The sequence below is a fragment of the Thalassolituus sp. UBA6592 genome, from assembly GCF_002433655.1.
In the GTDB taxonomy this organism is placed as follows: Bacteria; Pseudomonadota; Gammaproteobacteria; order Pseudomonadales; family Oceanobacteraceae; genus Venatoribacter.
The window spans coordinates 1-26,288 of sequence record NZ_DJIO01000063.1 but is presented as its reverse complement, the minus strand read 5'-3'; the positions used below and the strand labels follow the sequence as shown (position 1 = coordinate 26,288).

Here is a 26,288-nt window from a genome sequence, read left to right as displayed (position 1 = left end):
TGAGGCCAATAATATCTTTAATAATTTTTTTGTTGAATCTAATATTAGCAAATGGTTCGTTAGGTAAAACCGAACAATGAATATTCACTATCTCCGTCACATGGTGGTCTTTTCCCATATTGTTGAAGGGGGAAGCGTCAGCCGCGCCGCAGAAATACTCGGTATCTCAAAGTCTGTGGTCAGTGAGCAGCTGAAAGCTCTGGAAAAGGAGTTAGGGGTAACTCTGCTGAACCGCAATACCCGTTCTCAGGCCGTTACCGCCGCCGGACAGGCCTTCTATCAGCACTGTAAATCGCTGAATCTGATCGTCTCTCAGGCCTGGGGTGAGGTCCGCAGCAGTCAGGGGCAGGCCAAAGGCAGTATCCGTATCAGTGCCCCCAACGCCCTGATCGAACCTATTGTTGCACCGGCGCTGGGTCGTCTGGTTGAACAGCATGAGGGGATTACACCAACCCTGCTGGGCAGCGACGTACAGGTCAACCTTATCCGTGATGAGATCAATCTGGCGATCCGCGTGGGCAGAATGCCGGACAGCGACTACAAACAGCGCAAAATAGGTGAATTCCGTGATGTGTTGTGCGCCAGTCCGGAATTCTTCGCCCGTAATGGCATCAGCCAGAATTCTCTGCGTGAGCAGTCCGGTAAGAAGCTGAAGATGAATTATGTTGCCAATTCCTGGCAGGGGACCCACATCACCCACAGGTTGTCGGAGAAAGGCTCGGGCCGTCAGGTAGAATTGTCGTTCGGGGCTAACCGCATGTGTAATTCATTACCTGCGGTGGTGGAGATGGTACGTGCCGGCTGTGGCTTTGCTTATATTCCGGATTTTGTCTTCAGGAAATATCAACAGACCGGTGAGCTGACTGAAGCCATGCCGGACTTTCTGTGTGAGGCGGCCCCGGTGTACGCGGTACATGCTTATTCAGGGGATATGCCGATACTGGTAAGAATGGCGATTGAAGCCATCAGCAGCCGGTTACAGAGCGTATTGCCATAACCGGCCGCCGACTGGTCCGTCTGGCTTAAAAGCCGATCAGCTGTTTGAGCAACATAATGATGGCGGGCTGATCGCGCACCGCCATATGGCCGGCGTTCAGTACTTTGGTCCAGCTCAGCTGGCCGCCGTTCTGAGTAAAGCCGAGCACGGCGCCATCTGGCTGCAGCTTCCATTGTTCAGTCTCTGCCTGGTGAAAGTCCTTCGCGGCCTTACAGCTGAGTTTATTCAGCCACGCCTGAGTGCCGAGGAAGTTACAGTCCTTGGCGTCATTCAGACCTGAGATCACCATAATCTGCAGTTTCTGCTCCAGCAGTTTTTCCACCGCCGGCAGATACGAGTCATTCACGCCAGACTGATAATTCGTACTGACCTGCTGCGACCAGTTGACGGTCAGCGGCTGTGTGGACGGAATATGCAGGGCCGCGCGTACATCGGCACGGTTCAGATAGTCATAAATCGGTGAAAAATCCGGATCAGCAAGCTGGGCGATGTTGGTCATATACAGGCCGCATTTCTCCTGAATCGCAGCATTGATGGCGGGCAGATTGTGCTGATATTTTTCATCCAGCTGTTGTTTTTCCTGCGCTGAGATCATGCCGTGCATCAGCGCATAGTTTGTGTTCTGCGCCATCTGTGTATACGGGTCGACCCATGCATCCAGCAGAACAGTGGCTTTAAGTTGCAGTGTACGGTTGCCTTCCTTCTGGTTGCCATCGAGGATTGCCTGAGACAGCAGCGGCAGGTAGGTTCCTGCATAGGATTCACCAGCCAGAATAATCGGGTTGGCGGCGATCTCCGGATGCATATCCATAAAGTTAATCAGCGCCTGATAATATTGCTGAATTCCTTCACCGACATTGGCCGGAATATCTTCGTCGTCGGCAGCGAAGGAGAGCATGACGCTCAGCGGGTGTTCAAAAATCAGGTAGTTTGCGTAGTTGTTCCAGGCTTCTTTTCTGGGTGCTAACGCCGGCTTTTCTGCACTGACGATTTCATACGGCCCATTCTCCAGAAAAAATCCCCAGAAGCTGCTGCTGCCCGGTCCGCCATTGGTCCAGATAATGGTGGGTTTATTGGCGTAATCTTCACAGCCGACGAACCAGTAAAACAAAGACTCTTCTTTGCCTGACGACGTTTTCTCAACGATGTTGCCGGTTATGGCGGCGTAACCGGCAAACTGTGTCTGCGTTGGTTCGCCAATGCCGGGAAGTGAGGTAACCAGATCTGTTGTTGCGGACTTCCTGTTCATGACTGTTACTCGGGCTGATTAATAAATGGGTTATACCTGTTAATAAATGGGTTACACCGGGCTATTATTTCTTCTTACGTGGCCGGCGGCGGTCCGGACGGTTTCCTGCGGATTTAGTGCCGCCTTCTTCGCTGTGGTCGAACATTCGCAGGCCGCTGCCGGAACGGCTGTTGGCAGGTTTGCGCGCAGCGTTCGCCATGCTGTTACCTGATCCCGGAATCAGTTTCTTTTTCTCTTTTTTCGGCTTTTTAACAATGATGCCACCCAGCGCGGTCTCCGGTACTTTATGCGTTGCTTCAAAGTCGGGCTGCGGGCGGCGTTCGATTAATTGGCCAAGCATATTCTCGATGGTGGCAAGTTGCTGTACTTCGTCGGCACAGACCAGAGAAATGGCCTCACCGGTATTGCCTTTTCGGCCGCTGCGGCCAATGCGATGGATATAATCCTCAGCATTGACCGGTAATTCCAGATTGATCACCAGTGGCAGTTCTTCGACGTCCAGGCCACGGGCAGCCACATCCGTGGCGATCAGCAACTGCACTTCGCTGCTTTTAAATGACTGCATGGCATTCATCCGCGCTGCCTGAGATTTTTCGCCATGGATACCGGCGACAGATAATCCATCGGCAATAAACAGGTTTTCCAGTTCATCAACACTTTTACGGGTTTTGACAAAAATCAGAATCTGCTTGCCGGCATTGCGGCTCACCAGCTGCTGCAGACATTCGGTTTTGCGTTTTTTATCCAGTGGAATCAGCCACTGTTGCAGGGTATCTGCTGCGCTGTTGGGTGCTGATACTTCGACGCTGAGCGGATCGCGCAACATCATGGCTGCCATGTCTTTTACCCGCTGAGAAAACGTGGCGGAAAACAGCAGGGTCTGACGTTTGCGTGGAATCGCACAGAAAATTTCATCCAGTTCACCGGCAAAACCCAGATCGAGCATACGGTCCGCTTCGTCCAGTACCAGATATTGCAGTTCGCTGAATTTCACCGCGTTATTGCGATAAAGATCGAGCAGCCGCCCCGGCGTGGCCACCAGAATATCCATACCTTTACGCATCGCCATCATCTGCGGATTGATACTGACGCCACCATACACGGCGTAACTGCGCAGCGGTAATTCGCCGGTATATTTCTGTACCGCCTGCATGACCTGCTCAGCTAATTCCCGTGTTGGCACCAGAATCAAAGCCCGCACCGCATTGCTGCCGGCTTTGCCACCAATGCTGAGTTTTTCCAGCAAGGGCAGAGTAAAGGCAGCTGTTTTACCTGTGCCGGTCTGCGCTGCGGCCATCAGGTCACGGCCTTTCAATACCAGTGGAATGGCTTTCGCCTGAATGGCGGTGGCTTCCTGATAACCCAGGCTATCAAGGGTGGACTGAAGTTGCGGCGCGAGGCCAAGCTCAGAGAATCGGGTCATAAAGGTTTCCGGCGTTACGGCTGTGCGGTATGGATTACCGCCGTGATTGAACAGGTCTGGCAGTATATCTTATGCACAGCCTGTTACAGAGCACAGGACGATTGGATTTTTACCGGGCCAGCTTTTATTCTCCGGGTGTTATGCAAGGTTAATCCATCCTCAACAGAGAAGCGTTGTCCTTATGAACGATGGTAAGAATATTGGCAGAAAATTGCCGGTTAATCACAGCTGGTACAGCACCCAAAAAGTCGATCACGACATTACCCTGATCTCGGAAATGGCCATCGATCCGTTTTATCGCTGCAATATCTGGCATATCCGTGGCCGCGACAGCGATCTGCTGGTGGATTCCGGCAGCGGTCTGTACAGCCTGCGCCAAAGCGTGGCTGTTCTGGCAGAGCGTTCAGTAACGGCCGTGGCATCCCATGCGCATTTTGATCATATTGGCTGTCATCACGAATTTGATCACTGCCTGGCACACCCGGCGGAGCTGGCGGTATTAACAGCACCGGATGGTCGGGAAACCCTGGCGGATCAATACGCCACGGCTGAGATGTTCAGCGGCGCCGTGCCGGAAATATTTGATTCCCGCGGTTATCGGGTGGAGCCTGTGGACGAAAATAAGGTGAAACCATTGGTGGAAGGCACCCGGCTGGACACCGGCGACCGCAGTTTTGAAGTTCTGCATTTGCCGGGTCATTCCCCGGGCTCGGTGGCTCTTTGGGACGAACGCCATGGTGTGCTGTTCAGCGGCGACGCCATTTATGATGGTCCGTTACTGGCGGACAATCATCATTCGGACATGGGGGATTATATTGCCACGATGAAACGCCTGCTGGAGCTGCCAGTGAATCAGGTGCATGGCGGACATTTTCCCAGCTTTGGCCGTAAAACCTGTCAGCAGCTGATTCGCGCTTTCCTTGATACCTACGACCAATAGTCGTGAAGCCCGAAGTTTTTTTAAAACCGCAGCATGATCACAGTGTCAGCAATACCAGCGACAGGGTGGCTACCGATCCCATGGTTGACCAGAGAATCGTGCGTGACACCACTGAGGCTTCCTGACCATAAAGCTCGGCCAGCATATAAGGGCCGGTTCCGGTGGGCAGAGCTGCCAGCAGTACCGCAGCGCTGGCCCACAATGGCGGCAAGTGAAAGACGTGATAAGCCAGCAGCCAGGTCAGAGCCGGATGAACAATCAGTTTGATCAGCACCAGAGGCACTGCGCCCTGACTGGAGCCCGGCTGTTTATGCGCCAGAAACGCGCCCAGTGAAACCAGTGCGCAGGGCACCGTGGCGTCGCCGATTAATTGCAGAAACGTTGATGCCAGATCCGGCAGAGGCAACTGCGCCAGATTCCAGATGACTCCGAGGAAAGGGGAGACGACTAGCGGGTTCTTAAGCAGCGCAACGCTGACTTTGCGCAGCGCAGCGCCGGCTCCCTGACCTTTCTGCAGACTGATTTCGACACAGATCACCGCGATGGCAAATAACACGCTGACGACGATTAATGAAGAAATCAGCGCTGGCGCCAGACCGGCATCGCCCAGTACGAACAAACAGATCGGAATGCCAACATAACCGGTATTGGCGTAAGAGGCGCTGAGCGCATCAAGACCGGCGACGGCCAGACCATGGTGTTTTATGCGCCACAACAGAGTGGCAGTGAATACCGCCATAGTAGACAGGGTGAAGGCGGCGACAAAGCCGGGATTCCAGATCTCACTGATGGGGCTGGTGGCCATGGCATAAAACAACAGCGCCGGCAGACACAGCCACACCACAAAGCGGTTCAGCTCAGTAGCTGCGTATTCGCCAAGGCGCTTCTGACGGCGTAAAAACCAGCCAAGAAAAATCAGCCCGAATACCGGTGTCAGAGTGGTGAGGATGTAGACCATAAGGCGTATCAGTGCGCAGCTGTGGGTAACCGGGCCAGATTAACCTTGCTCATCAATACCGTCTAATGCTATTTAAATCGGTAATTGATGCAGTTATGGTATTGATGTGAACATAAAACATCTGCGCAGTTTTGTCGTACTGGCCGAGACCCTGCATTTTGGTCAGGCGGCGAAACGCTTACATATGACGCAGCCGCCGCTGAGCCGCCAGATCAGTGCGCTTGAGGATGCGCTGGGAGTGACGCTGTTTGAGCGTCATTCGCGTTCTGTGGTGCTGACCGCCGCCGGGGAAAACTTCCGCCATAATGCCCGCCGACTGCTTGAGGATTATGAGTTTGCCGTGCGTTCGGCTCAGTCCACTGCCCGCGGCGAAATGGGCGAACTGCGCATCGCCTTTACTATGTGTGCTGCCTGGAGCGTGTTGCCGGACCTGCTGGCGCGCTTCCGTGAGCACTGTCCCGATGTATCGCTGAAGCTTAAGGAGACGCTGCCAAAAGATCTGCACGCAGATCTGCTCAGTGGGGAAGTGGATGTGGGGATCAGCTTTCCGGCTGCGGCTGCCGACAGGCTGTCTTATCAGGAGGTGCTGCGCGAATCCCTCTGCGCCGTGTTACCGGCGCAGCACCCTCTTGCGGCGCGGGCGGCTATCAGCGCCGGCGAGCTGGCGGAAGAAGCCTTTGTGACTTTTCCCGGCAGTACCGCTCCCGAGTTGCACGAAGCGGTCAGCGACTGTTGCCTGCATTACCAGTTTGAACCGGATATCCGCCTGGAAACCAATCTGCAGCAGACCATTGTCAATCTGGTGGCTAAGGGGCTGGGGGTATCTCTGGTGCCGGAATCCATGAGCCGTATGCAACTCGAAGGCGCTGTCTTTGTGCCGCTGGAATATTCACGCCCGGTAGCACAGGGAGTTTACTGGCAGCCACAGAATATGAATCCAAGCCTGCAGCGCTTTCTCAGTATTATTCCGCCGTGTGTGACTGACTGTTAAACAGGCCTGTCATCACCATGCGCAGGCCATTGTTGATCACGCCGTCGAGGTCGCCATCTGTCATGGTCTCACCGTCGGTGCGCCACTGCAGACTCAGCAGACCATTGGCGGCCGCCCACAGTGCGGTTGCAGCCTTGGCCGGATCGATCCCGGCGTTAATCACACCCTCAGCAATACCATCACGGATAACCTGTTCCAGCTGGCCGTTGTGCTTCCTGACCAGTTCGGTAATTGGCGCCAGCGCTTTGGGATCTTCCGGTGGATTGGCCATCAGTCGAAAGGCGTGGGGCTTTTCGCGGGCGAACTTCAGATAGCCTGCAGTCACCGCCAGTAACCGCTGTTGGGGAGTGCCGGGCTGGTTATAGGACTCGTTCATATAGGCACGGTTTTCTTCCAGCGCTTTTTCGGCAACCGCGATCAGAATTGCTGAACGTCCTCCCACCCGGTTGTAGATGGTCTGTACGGTCACGCCACAGACGGCCGCCAGGGCATCCAGCGTCAGTGCGGCGCTGCCATGCTCGTTCACCAGTGCTTCAGCACTGTCTATGATGGTACTGCGGGTACTGGAAGATTTGCTGTTGTTACGCCTGCCCGGGCGCTGTTCAGTGTTTTTTGCATTCATGGCGGAATTCTAACACGCAGAATTAAAATTTGAATGTATTAAAAATTTGAGTATATTCAAATTTAAGAATGGTAAAACAACAACAAAAACCATGAATGCGGGGTGATTATGCCTACACCTACAACTACACGTACCGATCTCACATTCCGCTCGGCGGATACCCCTTGTGCCGCCTGGCTTTACTCTCCTGCGCCAGATACTGTCTCTGGCCGTCTGCCGCCAGTGATTGTTATGGCCCATGGCCTTGGTGCCGTAAAAGACATGCGCCTGGATGCTTTCGCCACACGCTTCTGTACCGCCGGATATGCCTGTCTGGTATTTGATTACCGCCATTTTGGCGAAAGTGGCGGTGAGCCACGGCAATTGCTGGATATTGATAAGCAGCTGGATGACTGGCGCGCAGCCATAGGTTTTGCCCGTACTCTCGACAGTGTTGATGGCCGCCAGCTGATTCTGTGGGGCAGTTCTTTCAGTGGCGGCCATGTCCTTACCCTGAGTGCGGAAGACAGTGGCGTCCGGGCGGTGATGAGTCAGTGTCCGTTCACCGATGGACTGGCCTCGGTGTTGGCAGTGAATCCGGTATCGTCGCTGCAGGTGACCCTGCTCAGTCTGCTGGATATTGCCGGCAGCTGGTTTGGCGCGCAGCCGCTATTGCTGAACACGGCTTCCAGTCCCTTTACTGCCGGTCTGATGACCGCGGCAGATGCTATGCCAGGTTATCTGGCGCTGGTACCTGAGCAGTCGTCGTTTGTTAATAAAGTGGCGGCCCGTATCGGTCTGAATATTCTGCGTTATTACCCCGGGCGAAAAGTAAAAGATATTCATGTGCCGGTGCTGTTCTGCATCTGTCAAAAAGACTCCGTGGCACCGGCCCGGCAAACCCGGCGTTATGCTCAGCAGGCGCGGCTGGGAGAAATTCTGGAACTGGATCTTGGACATTTTGATATTTACGGCGGCCCGGCATTTGAACAGGTCGTTGAGCGCCAGCTGGCATTTTTGAGCAGCCACATTCCACTTCACAATAACTGCTGAATAACAATAAAAGGAAAGCGTATGCAAAGTCTGAAAGATAAAGTCATCGTTATAACCGGCTCGACCGGAGGCCTTGGCAATGGTGTTGCTGAAGCCTGTCTGGCGGAAGGCGCGAAGCTGGCATTAATGGATGTGAATGAAGAGACGCTGGCGCAACAGATGTCTGTGCTGGGTAATATTCATAATGTGCGCAGCTGGGTAGTGGATGTGCGTAATATGGAAAATCTGCAACAGGCCATGGATGAAGCCGCCGCCTATTTTGGTGGCATTGATATTGTGTTCGCCAATGCAGGTATTACTGCGTTTGCGCCCATGGAAACGATGCAGCCGGATGTTTTTGAACGGGTAATTGATATTAATTTAACCGGTGTCTGGCGCACGTTTCATGCTGCAGCGCCGCATGTTAAAAAGAGCAGAGGATACCTGTTGGCGACGGCATCTATGGCGTCATTTTTTCATTCGCCATTGCAGGCACATTATACTTCGAGCAAAGCGGCGGTCTGGGCGATGTGCAACAGTATTCGTTTAGAAATGCGCTCATACGGTGTGCGTGTTGGCACTATTCACCCGACATTTTTCCGCACTGCCATGATGGAAAATACTCTGCAGGATTCTGCTGGCAGTAAACTCTGGGGTGGTAACCGCGGTGGGTTATGGAAAATGATTTCCTGTGAGGATGTGGTCCGGGTGGCTGTGCGGATGATGAAAAAGCGTCAATCGTTCAGGGTCGTTCCTTTGCAGATGACGGTATCGGCGAAAATAGCCGATTTACTGCGGCCGGTATTGGCCATGTTGTTTAAAGATAAAAGCATTCGGGAATCCATCGATTCAGCTTCAGTCACAGGCTGGAACAAACGTTGAATAAATGGAGGCGATGTTCAGCTGCGTAACGCCTCCAGTACTACCCGGAATGCTGCCGTCTGTTGGCGGCGGTTGGCATAATACAGGTGGTAGCCAGGGAATGGCTCTGACCATCTGGCCAGTACCTCCACCAGTTCCCCCTGTTGAATATGATCCCGTACAAGTCCGTCTGGTACCTGCGCCAGACCGGCTCCTGCCAGAGTGGCATCAAGAATCTGAATGACGCTGTTCATAATTAACGGACCATTTACTTTTACCTGAAATTCCCGGCCGTTATCACTGAACTCCCACGCGTAAAGCCCGCCATGAGTTGGCAGACGCAGATTAATACAGCGATGATCGGTAAGCTGCTGTGGTGTTTCCGGTGCACCATATTTTTGCAGATATCCGGGCGAAGCAACCACCACCATGCGCATCGGGCCGGTAATTGGCAGCGCAATCATATCGGCTGCAATCATGCCGCCCAGACGCACACCGGCATCAAAGCGTTCGGAGACAATATCCGCCAGACTATAATCTGTGGTCAGCTCCAGTGTAATGTCGGGGTATTGATCTAATACGGGTTTAAGCTTTGGCCATAATACGTAGCGCACGGCGTATTCGTCCGCATTAATACGCACGCTGCCGCTTGGCCGTTAACCGAGTTCCGCTATCGCGGTCAGATTTAACTGTAGCTGATCGAGCAGGGGCGCAATTTCCTGAAGCAGATTTTCACCGGCTTCTGTGCGCGTAACACTGCGGGTCGTTCGGGTCAGCAGGCGCAGGCCAATGCGTTCTTCCAGATTACGCATGGTCTGACTGACCGCTGATGGAGAAACGCCAAGCTTTGCTGCGGCACGGGTAAAGTTGCCTTCCCGGGCGACGGTAACAAAGGTGCTGAGATCATCCAGACTGTGTTCTGACATTGTTAAGATTTGCTTCACACTGAGTTCAGGATTCTACCTACACACGACCTAATAGAGCTTTGCTAGAGTTAAAACATAGACAGAAATATCGATATTCAACCGATTTAAGGAGCGTGTTATGAGCGACACAGATAAATCCTTCGAGGACATGCAGATTATCCGCGCAGGTTCTACACCAGCCATCAAAGGACCAGCTGACTGGTTCACCGGTACCGTACGTATCGACAAAATGATGAACCCACCAGAGCCATCCCGTATTGGCGTTGCGGTTGTGAATTTCGAACCCGGTGCACGTACCAACTGGCACACTCACCCACTGGGTCAGGTTCTGCTGGTGACTGACGGTGTGGGCTGGACTCAGTGTGAAGGTGGTCCACGTACTGAAATCCGTCCTGGCGATCTGATTTACTGTAACTGTGGCCGTCGTCACTGGCACGGTGCCACCGACACAACCTACATGCAGCATGTTGCCATTCAGGAATCTGTGGATGGCAGTCCGGTTACCTGGCTTGAGCCAGTAGCTGATGAAGAATATCTGGCGGGTCCGGTCGTTAAAGGCTGATCGTCACATTTCTCATCCTTACAAAATGACAGGGCGGTTTTCCGCCCTGTTTCCGTTATCTGTTCCCACTAAAACGACGTCATTTATCACAGCCTTTGATCGTGTACTGCCTGTGTCGTGTTCACGCACGCCTGACGGTTAGCCGTGAACGATCTGCTGTGGATGATCTGCTGTAGATAGCGTCGTTAACGATATGCAAAAAGGAGAAACATGATGGGAAATTATATTTTTTCGCTCAGAGGCCGTGTTACCCGTAAACCTGTGAGTTACACCAACCGTTTTGGTATTCGCCTGGCGGGCGATCTGTATCTGCCTGCTGATTTCGATGGCAGCAGAACATTGCCATCGCTGGTGATTGGTGCGCCTTATGGTGGGGTAAAAGAGCAGGGGCCTGGCATCTATGCAAATGAGCTGGCACAACGTGGTTTTGCTGTGCTGACGTTTGATCCTTCCTACAACGGTGATTCCGCTGGTGAGCCGAGACGCCTGTCTTCACCGGAAATGTTTGTTGAAGATTTTCACGCCGGTGTGGATTTTCTTGGTACGATAAAAGGCCTTGACCGCAAACGCATTGGTGCTTTGGGCATCTGTGGCTCGGGTGCATTTGCACTGACTGCAGCAGCCGTTGATCCCCGTATCCACTCCGTGGCCACAGTAAGCATGTATGATATTTCCCGTATGCATGCTGAAGGTTTCGCCGGGTCCCCTGATGCTGATTCCCGTAGAGCCATGCTTAATGCGATCGCTCAGCAGCGTTGGGATGATTTTGAAAGTGGTCGTCCGCAATTAACCGATCGTGGTGCGCCAAACGAAATCAATGAAGATACCAATCCGATTGGCCGCGAATTCGGTGAGTTCTACTCACGTCCCCGGGGCTATCATCCGAATGCCATTACGCAGTTCACCCAATCTTCGGCCATGGCGTTTATGAACTTCCCTATGGTCGATAAAATTCAGTGGATTGCTCCACGACCAATCCTGCTGGTGGTGGGGGATGAAGCGCACTCCCGGTTTTACAGTGAGGATATTCTTGCCCAGGCGGCAGAACCAAAAGAGCTGTTTGTGGTAGCGGATTCCAACCACGTGGACCTGTACGATAAAACAGACAAAATTCCGTTTGATAAACTGGAAGACTTCTTTTCAGCAACGCTGAAATAATTTCGTCCTGTCTCAGGCAGGCCAGATCAGCTTTGTGCTGATCTGGCACTGTTATCCCATAACCGTCATGCCGACGGTCTGAAATTTAAAGAATCAGGCAATAATTCTCCTTTATCGGGTGAGCGTTCCGTGCGCCACTGGCGCTATTCTGATGAGGTTGGGAATCCGTATGCCTGAGTGCTGGAGATAATGTCAGGATGACAGTGAACAAAGACATTCTTAGAGGTAAGCAGATGACTGTTCCGGTCGTAATTGAAGTAGGTGCAATCGGGATTCCGGCAATTCTCAACGACACAGTGACGGCGGCAGCGTTTGCTGAACAATTGCCTTTTACCGTACGGGTCAGCCGCTATGAGCACGACTATTGTGGTTCTGCAGATGATCTGCCCTGTGATACTTCCCAGCTGCGTGATGGCTGGAGTAATGGCGACATAGGTTATGGAGCGGGCTATTTCAGTATCCTGTTCAGTGCCGAAGATGAATCCGCAGTGTATAAAGACATGATGATTATTGGTCACGTCGACGAAGCATATCTGGAACGCATTGCAAAACTGGATGCCAGCCTGACGGTTACCGTGCGCCGGGTCTGACAGAAGCCAGGCGAAAGATAGTCAGTCTGACGGTAGTCTGAGCAGAGTCTGAAGGTAGTTTTAAGGTAGTTTTGAGAGAATCGCGCAGCAAATCATCTGCGCATAAAAAAGCCGCGTAAAACATCAGCGGCTTTTTATATGGTATGACCTGCCGGTCATTGTAAAATGATGGAATGCTGGCACCGGTTAAAGCCACCAGAACGAAAAGGTCTGTGCTGGTTGCTGATACGGATAAACCGCTTCACCGATACGTGGTGTCAGCAAGCGGAAGCTGTGTTCTTTGCCGGCCGCTGCTAATTGTTTAAAGGGTTCATCCCAGGCGTGTTTGGCCAGAGCAAAGCGACCGATATGGCAGGGCAGAAACTGTTTGGCACCGAGGTCTTCCGCTGCCTGCATGGATTCTTCCGGTGTCATGTGGATATACGCCCAGCGTTGATCGTATTGGCCACTGTCGAGAGCGACCAGGTCAAAGCCATCAAAGCGTTGGCCGATTTCAGAAAAATGTGGACCGTAACCGGAATCACCGCCGAACAGCATGCGTTTATCTGCTGCTTCGATGACAAAACCGGTCCACAGCGTTTGATTGCGTTTCAGCAGGCGTCCGGAGTAATGGCGGGCCGGTACCAGGTGAACAGTAACATCTGAACTGATCGGAAATTCGTCGTACCAGTCACCCTCGGAAACTTTACTGGCGTCGAATCCCCAGCCGCGGAAATAGGAACCGGTTCCCAGTGCAGTAATAACGCGGGCTGTTTTATTTTTCATGCCCATGATGCTGGGGTAGTCGAGGTGATCCCAGTGATCGTGGGAAATAAGCAGGACATCAATGCCTGGCATGTCGTCAGAATGATAAATGCTGGTGCCTTTAAATGCCGGAATAGCAAAAGACACTGGCGCCGCGTGATCACTGAAAACCGGATCCAGCAGAATGCGCTGACCATGCAGCTGAATGAAAAACGATGAATGGCCAAGCCAGACAACCGTGTCCTGATCACGGGGAATTGCCTTCAGGTCGGTTTTTACCGCGGGGATGTTGTGCTCAGGCTGTAAACGTTCGGTACGGGTGGTCATGTTTTGATAGAGCACAGACAGAAACGACTGATCGGTTGTAAACATAGGCGTTTCGATCAGGTTCTGAAACTGCCCGTTAACGTAATTGGCTGATTGCTGAATTCTGGCCAGATCGTTACCTGCTGGCAGTTGTCCGAATTTTGGCGCTTTCAGGTAGAAGAATATCCCGACAGCCAGCGCAAGGATAATGACGATGATTGACAGCATAACTTTCCTCAAAGTTGGCCCCCCTTCGGATCATGTTTGTGTATGTCATCGGAATTATGCCGGGTTGGTTCGCTAAAAAGAAGGGTTAATAAGGCGTGATACAGGATGGTGGCTATCAACAGGCTGTGGCGTAAAAAAGCCGGATTCATTCAGGAAGTTAGTATCCACTTTATGCAACAGTTTGTTGTGTGGAACAGAAAGCAGAAAACCCGCTGTCTTAATTCTGTGAGCAGGCACGAAGATAGCGCCTTTGTTGTGCGATTCTTTGCAGATGAAAACAATCAGTGCCTGTTATGAGTAAAACAGATTAATTCAATAACCATGGCGCTATTTATTAACAACTGACCCGGACGTCTAATGATCGGGTAAAGGTTGACTGCCGCTGATTGCATGTCGGCCGGAAAAATTCAGTTCCCGGGACAGGGGTTCTTTTTTCTCTCAGACCGGTTTAAGCGTGCGGTAGCTGAGCTGTTGCTCTGCAGCAATAACGTTACAGGTACTGATCCGGATAAGTCCGGATCAGTTTTTATATTTCAGGAACAGAAAAAAACGATGAAAGAAATTAAGAATACTTTCTTTGAAGGTGAACGCCCTTGCTTTGCCGCCAAAGATACCCGATTTGAACAGGTTAAGTTCTACCCGGGCGAATCGGCGATCAAGCACTGCAGTGATATTGAAGCATCGCATTGCGAGTTTATGGGTAAATATCCGTTCTGGCACAACGAAAATGTGCTGATCGAAGACTGCCTCTTTACCGTCTATGCCCGTGCTGCTATCTGGTACACAAAGAATCTTCGCATGCGCAACACTAAGGTTGATGCGCCTAAAATGTTCCGCGAAATGGACGGCCTGTATCTGGATCATGTCGTGCTGTCGGACGCTGAAGAAACCTGCTGGAATTGCCGTGACGTCGAGTTGCGTAACGTGACCATCCGTAGAGGCGACTACTTTATGATGAATGGCCGCGACATCCTTGTTGAAAACGTTGATATGCAGGGTAACTACAGCTTTCAGGATGCACGTAACGTGACCATACGTAACTCCCGGCTGGATTCCAAAGATGCCTTCTGGTGTTCAGAGAATGTTACTGTTTATGATTCTGTGCTGGATGGCGAATACCTTGGCTGGCATTCAAAAAATCTGCGCCTGGTGAACTGCACCATCAAAGGTACGCAGGCTTTGTGTTATACCACGGATCTGGTGATGGAAAACTGTATTATGGAAGAGAGCGCAGACCTGTGCTTTGAGTACAGTACACTGGATGCTGATATTATCAGTTCAGTGACCAGTATTAAAAACCCGAAAGGTGGTCGTATTCATGCACGGGAAATCGGTGAATTGATCATTGATGAAAACTGCGTGAATCCAGGTGCCTGTAAAATCAGCACTGAAGAAAAAGTGTCCGCCTGATCTGGCTGACACACATCAGTGTTGTGAAGCAGGGGGAATTTTTTCGCCCTCCTGATTCAGCACACAGGCAAACGCACCATCGAACAGGGACAGGAAATAAGAGGAAACGATGAACACCTTCGACTTTGATAAACCGCTGAATCGTCGCGATACCAATTCCTATAAATGGGACAGCAGCAGTGATCCTGATATGTTACCCATGTGGGTAGCTGATATGGATTTTGAAACTGCGCCAGCAGTGTTGAAGGCAATACAGCATCGGGCACTGCACGGCGCATTTGGTTACCCCCGTGCGCCGGACGCTTATTATGAAGCAGTTACCGGCTGGTTTAAGCGTCGCCACCGTTTTGTCTTTCCGCGTGAACACCTGATCTATACCACAGGTGTCGTACCTGCGTTGTCAGCGATTATTCAGGCTCTGTGTGAACCGGGAGAAGGGGTGATTGTGCAGACACCAGCGTACAACTGCTTTTTCTCTTCTATCCGTAACAGCCAGTGTCGTCAGATCTCCAGTCCGCTGATCTACGAAGATGGTAAATATCTGATGGACTTCGACGATCTGGAAGAAAAAGCGGCAGACCCGAAAAATACCATGATGCTTTTATGTAATCCGCATAATCCGGTAGGGCGTGCTTGGCACGCTGACGATCTGGAGCGGGTTGGTCATATCTGTCTCAAGCATAACGTTACTGTTTTGTCTGATGAAATCCATTGCGATCTGATTCAACCGGGCTATCAGCATATTCCGTTTGCTGCGTTAAACAGCGAATTTATGCAGATGTCGGTAACCTGCTCGTCGCCAAGCAAAGCGTTTAATCTGGCTGGACTTCAGGTCTCGAACATTCTGGTGGCAGATGAAGAGAAGCGTAAACGCATCGATAAACAGATTAATATTAATGAAGTCTGTGATATCAGCCCGTTTGCTGCTGAAGCTTTAATTGCAGCCTACAGTGAAGGCGATCTTTGGCTGGATGAACTGTGTGAATACATCGCGGGGAATTTCGCATATCTTCAGCAGTTTCTGGGGGCACATCTGCCGCAGCTTAAAGTGCCTCAGCTGGAAGCGACCTATCTGGCCTGGATTGATTTCAGCGAGTTGGCAATTCCTGCCTCAGAAGTGACAGAGATACTGAAGCGCGATTACAGCCTCTGGCTTAACGAAGGGACTATGTACGGAGATGAAACGGATACCTTTATCCGCATGAATCTGGCGACCAATCGCGAGCGGGTAAAAGAAGGCCTGAACCGGCTTAAGCGTGCGTTCGACGACAACGCCTTTGATCTGCACCTGCCATCCGATTGATGATTATTCCGTATTATCTCTGATCACTGCGGTCATGCGTGTCAGGTACAAAAGCACCTGACACGCTCTTACCCTACATCCCTGTCCCTGACATACCTTTGTCAGTAGCTGTAACCTGGCTTTTTCACCAGTTGATCCAGCTTTGGGGAAATTTCCCGATCGTATACCGTTTCTTTCCAAAGGCCTGATGGCACCTCGGTCATAGCAACCGAAATCGAGCCTTCATCGGCATGAAGGTGTTGTTTAAGTACCGAACATATTTTGTCGGCAATGATCTGCTTTTCTTCTTCACTCAGATCTCTGGGAAAATATTTAATATCTACATGAGGCATAGTGGTTTCCTTTCTTTGCGGTAAATTTGCGGTGTCGCTATAGAAGAGCCTGAAGCTATCAGCGACCGGAAAGTTTCATCAGATATTCCGGATAGCGATCACCCGCTGTAATAAATCCGGCATTTTCTATCTGCTTAAGTTCCATTTCTGACAAACTAATCGTTAATGCTGTGACGTTTTCGTTGAAGCGATCAATGCTGCGGGTACCGAACAGCGGAATAATCCAGGGCTTTTTCTGCAGTAACCAGGCAAGCGCAATCTGTGCTGGGGTGGCATTATGATGGTCTGCAATGTCTGTTATCAGTTGAACAATTTCCTGATTCTTTTTACGACAGGCAGAGCTGAAACGCGGCATCTTTGAGCGCAGATCATTGTCTGTGAACTGAACTTTGTCATCAATTTTTCCGGTCAGAACCCCCTTGCCGAGAGGACTGAAGGCCACCAGACCAATACCCAGCTCTTCTAATACAGGTAAAATCTGTTGCTCCGGTTCACGGGTCCACAGTGAATACTCGCTCTGTAGCGCCGCCAGTGGCTGCACTGCATGGGCACGACGGATGGATTCTTCTCCGGCTTCAGACATGCCAAACCAACGGACTTTTCCTTCCTGAATCAGGTCTTTGACGACACCAGCTACCTCCTCAACAGGCACATCAGGATCAACCCTATGCTGGTAGTAAAGATCAATATAATCTGTGTTCAGGCGGCGCAGACTGCCTTCGAGTGATTGCCGTATCTGCTCCGGGCGGCTGTTGAGTCCTGCCAGTTGCTGGCCCGTTCGCTGTTCGATATTCCAGCCAAACTTAGTCGCCAGAATGATCTCTCCACGGCGGCTATGCAGCGCTTCTCCGACCATTTCTTCATTGGTCCATGGGCCATAGACTTCTGCTGTATCGATAAAGTTGATTGCCTGATCCGTTGCGCTCCTGTTGGTTGCATAGCGCAGTAATTCAATCATCTGTTTACGGTCGGGAATATCACGGCTTTTGCCATAGCCCATACAGCCAAGCGCCATGGCAGAAACTTCCAGACCCTGTCCAAGAATACGTGTTTTCATAAGGAGTCTTCCGCTAAGGTAGCTGAGTGTGCTTTCGGATTACTGGTGGTGGATTTGCGCGGGAGATGTGATAGCGGAACGCAGGCAGAATCGTGAAAGATTTTCTGCCTGCGCAGCAGTCGTGAGGCTTATTTACCCAGATACTGCCCGTCAGTTACCGGCTCCAGCCATTCGACATTTTTCTTGTCTTTAAACTGCTGGATAGCCATGTGGGTAACCGATGTTTTATCGGTACCACCATGCCAGTGTTTTACACCTGGTGGACACCAGATAACGTCACCAGGATTCATAACCTGTTTTGGTTTACCTTCTTCCTGAACCCAGCCCTGACCGTCGGTAACAATCAGAACCTGACCAGCCGGATGTGTATGCCAGTTGGAGCGGGCACCAGGCATAAAGCGGACTTTACCGCCGTTCACCATAAAAGGCTCGTTGTTGCCAAACAGCATTTCCACTTTGGCGTCGCCGGTGAATTTGTCTGCAGGTCCGTTCATGACTTCACGGCTGCCATTTTTGCTGATTTCCATCCCATCAGCGAAGGCGCCGGCGGATACTGCAGCCAGTGCAGTTGAAAGGATCAGTGCTTTCAGTTTGGTCATAATTAACTCCGGTTATGTCCAGATTGAGTGAGTGAAGGGTTAACTCAGTCAGGGCAGTGGCACATTATGCGACCACTGCTCTGTAAAAAATGATGGAAGGTTAAATCAATCGGCAGCTTTGATGACAACCTCAAAGGCTTCCTTATGCTTTTTCAGCAGATCAACACCGGATTCCATGGTGCCGAGTTTGACCAGACCATTGGCATGACCAAAATTTTTATAAAAGATGGCCAGGTTACCCCAGGGGGCATAATAGGTAATGTCACCGGCTTTTGCGCTGGTGCCCGCCGGGTCTGTATGGGTAGATAATTTGCCTGGCAGATCGCTGACTTTTTCAGTGGAAGCGTAATCGGTCAGGGTCAGGGTCAGGGTCAGTGGCAGCAAGGCATAGAAATCGGCTGCGGCTGAGCTGCCATTTTCAAGACTGGCATTAATGATTTCGCCGTCAATTTCCATAGTGATCTGCATGGTGTTCTCCTTGTTTCCGGGTGCATTCTCTGCCTGGAGGTTTTGTGGTTGGACATAAGTCAGGGTATTGGCCAGCAACAGTATGCCGGCGGTAAAAACTGGCTTAATGTACTTCATGGGGTTTTCCGCGACGACTCAGTGCCGGCACCAGAAAGACTGCCAGGCAGCCGAGAATGGCCATTACGCCGTAACCGGAAGCCACCTGCAGCAGACTGAATTCTTCCGACATTTTCCCGGCCACCAGAGTAGGAATGGCAGCGCCGGTATAGGAAGACGCATAAATAACGGACAGCACACCGGCGCGTTCGGTAATCAACAGATCGGCGACCATGGTCTGGATACTGCCGGCCAGAACCGTACCCTGAGCGATACCGGTAATGACACTAACAATTAAAAACAGTGTCAGGTTGCCGAAGTCGAGAGTCCACAATAAAACCATTACAGCGATGGTAAAACTCAGCATGCCCAGCTTCTGAGCTGTTACCGCATGCATGCGTCCTGCCAGTGAGGCACCAATACTGCCCGGCGCCATAATGGAGGCAAATACCAGAGCGGCAGCTAAGGCGCTGCTTGAATGAAGTTGCTCGCGGGCCATGGCTGGTCCGAACGCCTGGAAAAATCCACCCAATGACCAGGTGCAGACGAAGGTAACCGCCGCCAGAGGAAATGCTTTGCGCGCTGTTGCCGGTAGCGACATGTTGGGTTTAAGTGAAGCCAGAGCGCCGGGTTTACCGTTAATGGTTTCTTTACCCTTCAGAATGAGAAAGGCACATAACACCAGCAGAGCAATAACAATCATAAAGGTGAACTGGCGCGGCATTGGCCCGTATTCGACCAGAATACCGGAGCCGATGTCGCCGATGGTTAACCCGGTCATTGGTCCTGTACTGAGAACAGCCGGTGCCAGCCAGGCGGGTACTGATTCGGAAGAATCCACAACCCAGGAAGCCAGTGCTGTTGAGGCTAAGCCACAGGAAAGTCCCTGCAGTAAGCGACCAAACAGCAGCGGTGTCGCGCTGTGGACATTAAAAAATAACAGGCAGGCCAGGGCTGTCAGAATGACAGAAACAAAGGCCACGGGCTTGCGACCAAAATGGTTGGATAAGCGGCCAAAAATAACCAGTGCAATGACGGCACCAGCAAAATAAAAAACTGAGCTGAGGGATAAATCTGTGTAGGTCAGTGCACCATCAGCGCGGTAAATACCGTAGAGCGGAATGGGGGCAGCGGAGGCCAGATACACCATCAGCAGGGATGCCGTCGCACCGATAAAAGATATTTTGTCGCCGCCTTTTTCCAATTTTATGCTCCGTTACTGTCTTCTTTAATTATCGTGGGTACTGTTTACCGCCGGTACCGGAAATGACCGGCACCGGCGGTGAGTTTGTCCGGTGTTTTATTTACGGCCTTCGAATACTTCTTTGACGACTGGCAGAGCAGAGAACACTTTTGGCCAGCCGGCATAGAATGCCAGTTGAGTCAGCGCTTCGCCGGCTTCCTGCTGAGTCAGGCCGTTATCCATGGCTTTATTCAGATGGAATCCGATCTGCTCTGGCTGACCGGAAGCGACCAGTGCACTGACGGTCACCAGACTGCGGTCACGCGGTGCCAGACCCGGGCGCAGCCACATGTTCAGGAAAAGCTGCTTCTGGGTGTAATCCACGACACCCTGAGATACTTCACCGTAGGTAGAGGATACAAAGCTCTGACGCTGATCTTCTGCTTTCTGGTCAAAGGACAGCAGTTTGGGCGAAATTTTTGGCAGAGCGTTTTTACCTACTTTGGCTTTGGCGAAAACTTTTGCGGTAACGTCGGCAGCGGCCAGAGCGTTATCCCAGCCAGCATAATAGGCAAGGTGATTGATCAGTTCGGAGATCTCGGCCGGTTTCAGCCCGTTATCCAGGGCGCGTTCCACTTCGCGTGGCAGCAGGAAGGTCTGATTGCGGGCAACCAGAGCTGCAACGGTCACTAAGCTGCGGTCACGGGGGGAAAGTCCCTTACGCTGCCATAATTCTTTACCAACCAGCTCATCATCCGCCTGAGCCAGTGACGGCGATACTTTTTCCAGTGTGCTTTCAGCGCTGGCATTCTGCGCGACGGCAGTCATGCCCAGAACGGCTGTTAGTGACAGTGTACTGAACAGCCGGCGAAAAAAGCTTTTAGGCATAACGTCGCTGATGGATTCAGGCTGCTGCTTACATTCTGCTGCGAATGACATAAGAACCCCGTGTGTTGAATTAACCGTATATAAAATTTCAGATTCGTATGACAGGATCAATACATCCCCGAGGTTGATGCTATGACCAATGCTCATGAATCCATTTATCTTTATTACGCGTGAATCTTCTTGCGACAGGTCAGGTTTAAACCCGCTGAGGCTAAGATAAATCCATTTTTTTAAAGCACTGATTGTGTTTGTAGTTGGTACTGTAAAACAGCTTTTGAATTCCCGGAGTCTTTCAGAAAATACTGATCCGTTGACTGTAAAAATCCTGACAATATATTACGCCTGAATTTGTTCTGGCGCGCATAACGGTAGGTCCTATGGAAAGGCCTGATGGTTATGCCCGGGACAGCTGATCTGGTGTATCTATATCGAATAAAACACCAGGGTCAGATACCTCGACAGCTTTAAATGCCTGCTGATTATTTTTAATAATCTGTCGTGCACCTTCGCCATGGATATTTTTGCTTAGCTGTGTCCAGAACGTACGTCCAAATAATACCGGGTGCCCTGGTTTTCCGTTAAAGTACGGGCGAATTATGGTGCTTTTACTTATCTGCTGTGTCAGGTCGGTGATTGTTTCAGCCCGGAGTTCAGGCATATCGCCCAGTATTAATGCCAATGCGTGAGCTGATGGCCAATAATTATTTTCCGCAATGACTGTCAGAGCATCGGCAATGCTGGCCCCGAGTCCTGCGGCTGCATTGGGTGCATGAATAATTCTGCACTGTGGCGGAACACCCAGCGCTTCGGCAGAATCTTCCGGACGGAGAACAACGGCCAGACAGCACTGACCATCAGCATCAATAAATGCTGGCAGTACATTATTCAGTGTCGTGCTCAGTAACCCAGTACTGCTGCCATTCTGCCTAAACCCTGCGATACGTTTGTCTTTATCACCAAAGCGGGTCGAAAATCCTGCGGCCATGACCAGCCCGGGGACGATATTGATTGTGTCGTCCGGTGCTGATCTGCCGGTTTCATCTCGCAGGCTGGAATCAGAGGTCATGACGCTCAATGCCGCGCATACAGCGCAGTACGTCGGCCATCACTGCAAGTGCAATTTCTGCCGGCGTTTTACTGCCGAGCGACAGGCCGATTGGCATATGAATGCGTTCAATCTGTTCTGCGTTTAAGCCGCCGGAGCGCATCAGACGTTCAGCGCGTTTGTCGGAGGTTTTACGTGATCCCATAACGCCAATATAAAACGCCGGGGTTTTTACCGCTTCGATCATGGCCAGATCATCAATGCGCGGATCGTGGGTCATGGCGACAATCGCCGTCTGTGCGTGAACATTTCCTTCCCGGCGGATAAACGAAGAAGGCATGGTCTTTTCGAGTTTTGCTCCGGCACAGAAGAAATCCTGGAATTCCTCTTCGCGTGGTTCGCAGACAATCACGTCATAGCCGAGAGATACCGCGTATTCCGCACAAAAGCGCGAAACAGTGGACAGCCCGGCAATAATAAGACGTTGCGCCGGACCGACACGGATAGTAATTCTGTCGCCAATGGTTTTAATACGTTGCCCACTCTGAATGTCGGTGTGATCCAGTGTCAGGCTGCCGTCGCTCAGGGATACAGAACGTATCATCTGGCGCTGGCCTTTTAATGTGTCGAGCAGCTGCTGCATGTGCTGAATATTGTCAGGCACGGGTGCCAGCTGTTCGATTAATACATCCAGCAATCCGCCGCAGGGCAACTGAATTTGTGGGCGATCAGACTGATCACCTTCACCGTAGCGCTCCTGACGCACACGCTGAGCAAATTCGCCCTGTTGCAGGCGCTCGAGAAAATCGTCCTCGACGCAGCCGCCGGAAAGAGAGCCCAGATGCTTGCCATCGGCTTTGGCGACCATGGTTGATCCCGGCTCACGCGGAGAGGAACCAAATGTCGACAGCACCGTGCAGAACCAGATGGTTTCGCCTTCGTTTAACCATGTCAGCGCCTGTTCGGCGATCTGAACGTCGAGGTGTTGCATTAAGCGTTTCCTTTCAGTGCATGCTTTTTAAGGGCATGCTTTGGCCGGTCGTGGGACTGGCCGGTGGTTTTAACTGCGGGTTAACTGATCCGCCACTGGCAGACTGCGGATGCGTTTGCCGGTGGCGGCAAAGATTGCATTGCAGATAGCCGGTGCGACCGGTGGCATACCCGGTTCACCGACACCGCCAGGTGGGACATTAATATTGTTATTCACCGCATGCACATGAATTTCTTTTGGTGCCTGTGGAATACGTGGCACCAGATACTGATGGAAATTGCTTTGCTCAATACGTCCGTCTTTGGCGGTAATTTCTGTCATCAGTGCGATGCCGGTACCCATGACGCAGGCACCTTCCAGCTGGGATTTTACCCGGTCCGGATTGATCTGCGGGCCACAGTCGAAGGCCATGTCTGCGCGGTGAACAATCACTTCACCGGCATCGGTCACTTCGACATCAACAACCACCGCACAATAGGATGCGAAGCTGTTGTGCGCAGCCAGACCCAGCGCACGGCCTTTCGGCATTTTCTTGCCCCAGCCGGCTTCTTTACAGGCACGTTCGATCACACCGCGATAACGCGCGGCATCGATAGGGTAGAGCTCTGGATCTTCGCCGTAGTTCCACGGTTCATCCAGTTTGCGTGGATCAATCTGTCTCGCCGGACCCACCAGATCGAGCAGGAATTCCTTATGATCTTTTTTCGCTTTGTACGCCAGCTCTGAAATAAAACTCTGTACTGCGAAAGCGTGCGGGATATTGTAAACCGAACGGAACCAGCCAATACGCACGTGTCCCGGGGCGGCACCGGTTTCCAGCTGTACAGCCGGAATATTGAACGGCATATTACGCACACCCTGCGCCAGTTCTGGTGGTGACAGGTGTTCAGCGTTTGGTGCAAACAGTGAGCTGATGCTTGGTGATACGGAGCGATGCAGCCAGCCAGTGACTTTGCCATCACCATCCATCCAGGCACTCATGTGTTCCAGCGCAACTGTATGGAAGAAACCATTCTGCAGATCGTCTTCACGGGTCCACTGTACCAGCACCGGACGACCACCCATGGCTTTTGATAAATCCGCCGCTTCAAACACGTAATCCGGTTTGGCTTTACGGCCGAAGCCACCACCCATCAGGCCGCACTGTACGGTCACGTCTTCAGGCTTCAGTCCGAGTCGACCGGCTACACCGTCACGCGCAGCCTGGGGATTCTGTACTGAGGTCCAGACATCCGCTTTATCACCATTAATACGCACGATGGCAGCCATGGGTTCCATTGGAGCCTGTGACATGTGTGGGGCGTAGTAATTAACGGTGAGGCCCTGTTCTGCACCTTTACGGGCGCGGTTAATGCTGCCTTTTTTATGTACCACCTGGCCCGGCTGTTCTGCGGTTTGTTCCAGATATTTGCGGTACTTCACTGAGTCATAGGCAGCGTTGGCCCCGGCCGGCACATCGTCCCATTTAATCTGCAGTGCGTTGCGGCCTTTAATTGCAGCCCAGGTATTTTCCGCCAGAACAGCAACGCCGCCTAACGGAGCAAACGCTGATGGCTGGCTGGCGGTTGGCATTTCAATAACCTTCACGACGCCAGGTACTTTTAAAGCAGCGCTATCATCAAAAGATTTTACCGCAGAGCCATAAGATGGCGGACGGGCAATGGCGGCGTACAGCATATCTTCCCAATACACGTCTGCGGCGTACTGAGCTTTACCGGTAACGATGTCCATACCATCGATGGCCAGTGGCTGCTTTTTGTTGGCAGCCGGAAACTGTTCAGGCTTCTGCATAATGTAGCGCCATTCGCCGGGCTTTTTCAGCGTCAGCTGCGAGCGTTGCGGTACGGCAATGTCAGCGGCTGCTTCTGCCAGTTCACCAAATGACAGTGAACGTCCACTTGGCTGGTGAACTATTTTATGAACATCGGTTTTACATTCAGCGGCCGGAACATTCCACTGTTTGGCTGCAGCCTGTTCCAGCATGTAGCGTGCACCCGCTCCGGCACGGCGCATCGGCTCAAACCAGTGACGCATGGAGCGTGAACCGTCAGTGTTCTGGTTGCCGTATTTTTCTTCGTTGGCGATGGCCTGTTCAACTTTGACCTGTTGCCAGTCGGCACCCATTTCATCAGCCATCACCATAATGATGCTGGTACGGATGCCCTGACCCATTTCTCCGCGGTGGTTGATCAGTGTGACGGTGCCGTCGGTGGCGATGCTGATAAACACATCCGGATTATCTGCCCAGCCATTGGGCATGGCGGCAGCACCGTAGGCCGGTTTCTTCTCTTCTGCGCTGGCCGGAGTGAAGCGGGCTGCCAGAACAAATGCACTGGCAGCCGCGGCTCCCTGCATAAAGCGGCGACGGCTGACATTGGCCAGCATCAGATCCTGGTTCATTGTGCTCTCTGCGCCGTTTGCCAATTCAGAGGCCTGATGATTGTCGTGAGTCACTTTACTGTTCATGTCTTAACCTCCGTAAACAGGCTGCTTTCGATATCTGCGGTCTGATTGCTGGCAGCGCGATGAATGGCGCTGCGGATACGGGGGTAGGTGCCGCAACGGCAGATATTGCCGCTCATAAGGCTATCGATCTGTTCATCGGTCGGATTGGTATGCTGCTTCAGCAGAGCGACTGCACTCATCACCTGGCCGGATTGGCAGTAGCCGCATTGAGCGACGGCTTCGTCCATCCACGCCTGTTGTACTTTCTGACCCACAGGATCAGCACTCATGGCTTCAATGGTGGTGATGTGTTTGCCGGCGACGGATGAGATTGGGGTAGAGCAGGAGCGTACCGGGTTGCCGTCTACATGCACTGTGCAGGCACCGCACAGGGCCATGCCGCAGCTGAAACGGGTTCCGGTGAGTTTCAGAGTGTCCCGCAGCACCCACAGAATCGGGGTGTCTTCCGGAACATCCAGCGAATGTTCTGCATCATTGATGGTGACCTTGATCATCTTGCTTCCTCTGAGTCTTCTTGCCATGACAGAGAGCAGTCTGCGCTGACTGCTGCGGCCCCTGTGCCGGCAGATCTTGTGTGCCTGCCTGACACTTCGCCCATAGTGGATATAAGTAGTGGGCATAAAAGGGCGTGTGATAAAACTAATCCTGTGTCTAAGTATCCGCCAGAAAAGTCCCGTGGATTTAGATAGATCGTCCGGCTGTATTGCCTGATTCTCCAATAGGAGCGCCGGGCGTGTAGGGAAGTGTAAAGCCGGATCTTCAGGCAGGGGAATGAGGTGGCGCTTCTATCTATCTATCTATCTATCTATCTATCTATCTATCTATCTATCTATCTATCTATCTATCTATCTATGTATCTATCTATCTATCTATCTATCTATCTA

Annotated in this window: 26 protein-coding genes and 1 pseudogene; 10 read left to right on the top strand and 17 right to left on the bottom strand. The window is 51.8% G+C overall.

Annotated features, from left to right (window positions below):
* Positions 1 to 76: 76 nt before the first annotated feature.
* Positions 77 to 997: a LysR family transcriptional regulator gene (locus B2Z72_RS05685; RefSeq protein WP_296981535.1), complete on the top strand. Its 921-nt coding sequence runs from the start codon at positions 77 to 79 to the stop codon at positions 995 to 997.
* Between the two features lie 25 nt (positions 998 to 1,022).
* Here the strand turns inward: B2Z72_RS05685 and B2Z72_RS05680 are convergent, their stop codons facing one another.
* Together B2Z72_RS05680 and B2Z72_RS05675 are read right to left on the bottom strand one after the other, a co-directional pair.
* The gene (locus tag B2Z72_RS05680; RefSeq protein ID WP_297004334.1) at positions 1,023 to 2,246 is read right to left on the bottom strand and encodes a S10 family serine carboxypeptidase-like protein; all 1,224 of its coding nucleotides are present in this window, start codon (positions 2,244 to 2,246) and stop codon (positions 1,023 to 1,025) included.
* Positions 2,247 to 2,310: 64 nt separating this feature from the next.
* Positions 2,311 to 3,669, bottom strand: coding sequence for a DEAD/DEAH box helicase (locus tag B2Z72_RS05675; RefSeq protein WP_296984013.1), 1,359 nt, complete (start codon positions 3,667 to 3,669; stop codon positions 2,311 to 2,313).
* A 181-nt stretch (positions 3,670 to 3,850) separates the two neighbouring features.
* On the opposite strand from B2Z72_RS05675, the gene B2Z72_RS05670 reads away from it, so the two are divergent.
* Positions 3,851 to 4,609, top strand: a complete 759-nt coding sequence (locus B2Z72_RS05670; protein ID WP_296984012.1) for an MBL fold metallo-hydrolase — start codon at positions 3,851 to 3,853, stop codon at positions 4,607 to 4,609.
* Positions 4,610 to 4,646: 37 nt separating this feature from the next.
* Here B2Z72_RS05670 and B2Z72_RS05665 read toward each other — a convergent pair whose 3' ends face one another.
* Positions 4,647 to 5,567, bottom strand: coding sequence for an AEC family transporter (locus B2Z72_RS05665; RefSeq protein ID WP_296984011.1), 921 nt, complete (start codon positions 5,565 to 5,567; stop codon positions 4,647 to 4,649).
* 106 nt (positions 5,568 to 5,673) lie between these two features.
* On the opposite strand from B2Z72_RS05665, the gene B2Z72_RS05660 reads away from it, so the two are divergent.
* On the top strand, positions 5,674 to 6,558 hold the full coding sequence (locus tag B2Z72_RS05660; protein ID WP_296984010.1) for a LysR substrate-binding domain-containing protein: 885 nt from the start codon (positions 5,674 to 5,676) through the stop codon (positions 6,556 to 6,558).
* Here the strand turns inward: B2Z72_RS05660 and B2Z72_RS05655 are convergent.
* Positions 6,530 to 7,180: a TetR/AcrR family transcriptional regulator gene (locus B2Z72_RS05655; RefSeq protein ID WP_296984008.1), complete on the bottom strand. Its 651-nt coding sequence runs from the start codon at positions 7,178 to 7,180 to the stop codon at positions 6,530 to 6,532. The genes B2Z72_RS05660 and B2Z72_RS05655 overlap by 29 nt on opposite strands.
* 108 nt (positions 7,181 to 7,288) lie before the next feature.
* Between B2Z72_RS05655 and B2Z72_RS05650 the strand changes: the two genes are divergently transcribed.
* A complete protein-coding gene (locus tag B2Z72_RS05650; RefSeq protein ID WP_296984007.1) occupies positions 7,289 to 8,212 on the top strand; it encodes an alpha/beta hydrolase in 924 nt (307 codons plus the stop codon).
* A gap of 21 nt (positions 8,213 to 8,233) precedes the next feature.
* Complete coding sequence (locus tag B2Z72_RS05645; RefSeq protein WP_296984006.1) at positions 8,234 to 9,073, top strand: SDR family NAD(P)-dependent oxidoreductase; 840 nt, start codon at positions 8,234 to 8,236, stop codon at positions 9,071 to 9,073.
* 17 nt (positions 9,074 to 9,090) lie between these two features.
* On the opposite strand, the gene B2Z72_RS05640 is transcribed toward B2Z72_RS05645, so the two are convergent.
* Positions 9,091 to 9,693, bottom strand: a complete 603-nt coding sequence (locus B2Z72_RS05640) for a LysR substrate-binding domain-containing protein (RefSeq protein ID WP_296984004.1) — start codon at positions 9,691 to 9,693, stop codon at positions 9,091 to 9,093.
* Positions 9,694 to 9,708: 15 nt separating this feature from the next.
* Positions 9,709 to 9,978: a helix-turn-helix domain-containing protein gene (locus B2Z72_RS05635; RefSeq protein ID WP_296984003.1), complete on the bottom strand. Its 270-nt coding sequence runs from the start codon at positions 9,976 to 9,978 to the stop codon at positions 9,709 to 9,711.
* Between the two features lie 118 nt (positions 9,979 to 10,096).
* Between B2Z72_RS05635 and B2Z72_RS05630 the strand changes: the two genes are divergently transcribed.
* From B2Z72_RS05630 to B2Z72_RS05620, 3 genes are all read left to right on the top strand, one after another.
* Entirely contained in the window at positions 10,097 to 10,540 is a 444-nt protein-coding gene (locus B2Z72_RS05630; protein WP_296984000.1) for a (R)-mandelonitrile lyase, read from the top strand.
* A 210-nt stretch (positions 10,541 to 10,750) separates the two neighbouring features.
* Positions 10,751 to 11,698 carry an alpha/beta hydrolase gene (locus tag B2Z72_RS05625; protein WP_296983998.1) on the top strand — a complete coding sequence of 316 codons (948 nt, stop codon included), beginning with the start codon at positions 10,751 to 10,753 and terminating at the stop codon, positions 11,696 to 11,698.
* A gap of 233 nt (positions 11,699 to 11,931) precedes the next feature.
* Positions 11,932 to 12,288, top strand: coding sequence for a cyclophilin-like fold protein (locus tag B2Z72_RS05620; RefSeq protein ID WP_296983997.1), 357 nt, complete (start codon positions 11,932 to 11,934; stop codon positions 12,286 to 12,288).
* A gap of 186 nt (positions 12,289 to 12,474) precedes the next feature.
* Here B2Z72_RS05620 and B2Z72_RS05615 read toward each other — a convergent pair whose 3' ends face one another.
* On the bottom strand, positions 12,475 to 13,566 hold the full coding sequence (locus B2Z72_RS05615; RefSeq protein ID WP_296983996.1) for an MBL fold metallo-hydrolase: 1,092 nt from the start codon (positions 13,564 to 13,566) through the stop codon (positions 12,475 to 12,477).
* 552 nt (positions 13,567 to 14,118) lie between these two features.
* Here B2Z72_RS05615 and B2Z72_RS05610 point away from each other — a divergent pair.
* The gene (locus B2Z72_RS05610) at positions 14,119 to 14,976 is read left to right on the top strand and encodes a DUF3737 family protein (protein WP_297004331.1); all 858 of its coding nucleotides are present in this window, start codon (positions 14,119 to 14,121) and stop codon (positions 14,974 to 14,976) included.
* A 109-nt stretch (positions 14,977 to 15,085) separates the two neighbouring features.
* On the top strand, positions 15,086 to 16,279 hold the full coding sequence (locus tag B2Z72_RS05605) for a MalY/PatB family protein (RefSeq protein ID WP_296983994.1): 1,194 nt from the start codon (positions 15,086 to 15,088) through the stop codon (positions 16,277 to 16,279).
* A 101-nt stretch (positions 16,280 to 16,380) separates the two neighbouring features.
* Here the strand turns inward: B2Z72_RS05605 and pptA are convergent, their stop codons facing one another.
* The 10 genes and pseudogenes from pptA to B2Z72_RS05555 all read right to left on the bottom strand — a co-directional run bounded on the left by pptA (position 16,381) and on the right by B2Z72_RS05555 (position 25,898).
* Positions 16,381 to 16,611 (bottom strand): tautomerase PptA, encoded by a 231-nt coding sequence (gene pptA / locus B2Z72_RS05600; protein WP_296983993.1) that lies wholly within the window; start codon positions 16,609 to 16,611, stop codon positions 16,381 to 16,383.
* A gap of 58 nt (positions 16,612 to 16,669) precedes the next feature.
* A complete protein-coding gene (locus B2Z72_RS05595; protein WP_296983992.1) occupies positions 16,670 to 17,668 on the bottom strand; it encodes an aldo/keto reductase in 999 nt (332 codons plus the stop codon).
* Positions 17,669 to 17,796: 128 nt separating this feature from the next.
* Positions 17,797 to 18,267, bottom strand: a complete 471-nt coding sequence (locus B2Z72_RS05590; RefSeq protein ID WP_296983991.1) for a (R)-mandelonitrile lyase — start codon at positions 18,265 to 18,267, stop codon at positions 17,797 to 17,799.
* A 105-nt stretch (positions 18,268 to 18,372) separates the two neighbouring features.
* The gene (locus B2Z72_RS05585) at positions 18,373 to 18,735 is read right to left on the bottom strand and encodes a cyclophilin-like fold protein (protein WP_297004328.1); all 363 of its coding nucleotides are present in this window, start codon (positions 18,733 to 18,735) and stop codon (positions 18,373 to 18,375) included.
* Between the two features lie 316 nt (positions 18,736 to 19,051).
* Positions 19,052 to 19,981 (bottom strand): annotated as a pseudogene (locus B2Z72_RS05580) (MFS transporter); the annotation flags it as partial.
* 150 nt (positions 19,982 to 20,131) lie between these two features.
* The gene (locus tag B2Z72_RS05575) at positions 20,132 to 20,953 is read right to left on the bottom strand and encodes a carboxymuconolactone decarboxylase family protein (protein WP_296983988.1); all 822 of its coding nucleotides are present in this window, start codon (positions 20,951 to 20,953) and stop codon (positions 20,132 to 20,134) included.
* A gap of 343 nt (positions 20,954 to 21,296) precedes the next feature.
* Entirely contained in the window at positions 21,297 to 21,968 is a 672-nt protein-coding gene (locus B2Z72_RS05570) for a nucleotidyltransferase family protein (protein ID WP_296983986.1), read from the bottom strand.
* Positions 21,958 to 22,938, bottom strand: a complete 981-nt coding sequence (locus B2Z72_RS05565; protein WP_296983984.1) for an XdhC family protein — start codon at positions 22,936 to 22,938, stop codon at positions 21,958 to 21,960. Before B2Z72_RS05565 ends, B2Z72_RS05570 begins: the two co-directional genes overlap by 11 nt.
* Before the next feature lie 69 nt (positions 22,939 to 23,007).
* On the bottom strand, positions 23,008 to 25,404 hold the full coding sequence (locus B2Z72_RS05560) for a xanthine dehydrogenase family protein molybdopterin-binding subunit (RefSeq protein ID WP_297004325.1): 2,397 nt from the start codon (positions 25,402 to 25,404) through the stop codon (positions 23,008 to 23,010).
* Positions 25,401 to 25,898, bottom strand: coding sequence for a (2Fe-2S)-binding protein (locus B2Z72_RS05555; protein ID WP_296983980.1), 498 nt, complete (start codon positions 25,896 to 25,898; stop codon positions 25,401 to 25,403). The genes B2Z72_RS05560 and B2Z72_RS05555 overlap by 4 nt, the downstream gene beginning before the upstream one ends.
* Positions 25,899 to 26,288 lie beyond the last annotated feature (390 nt).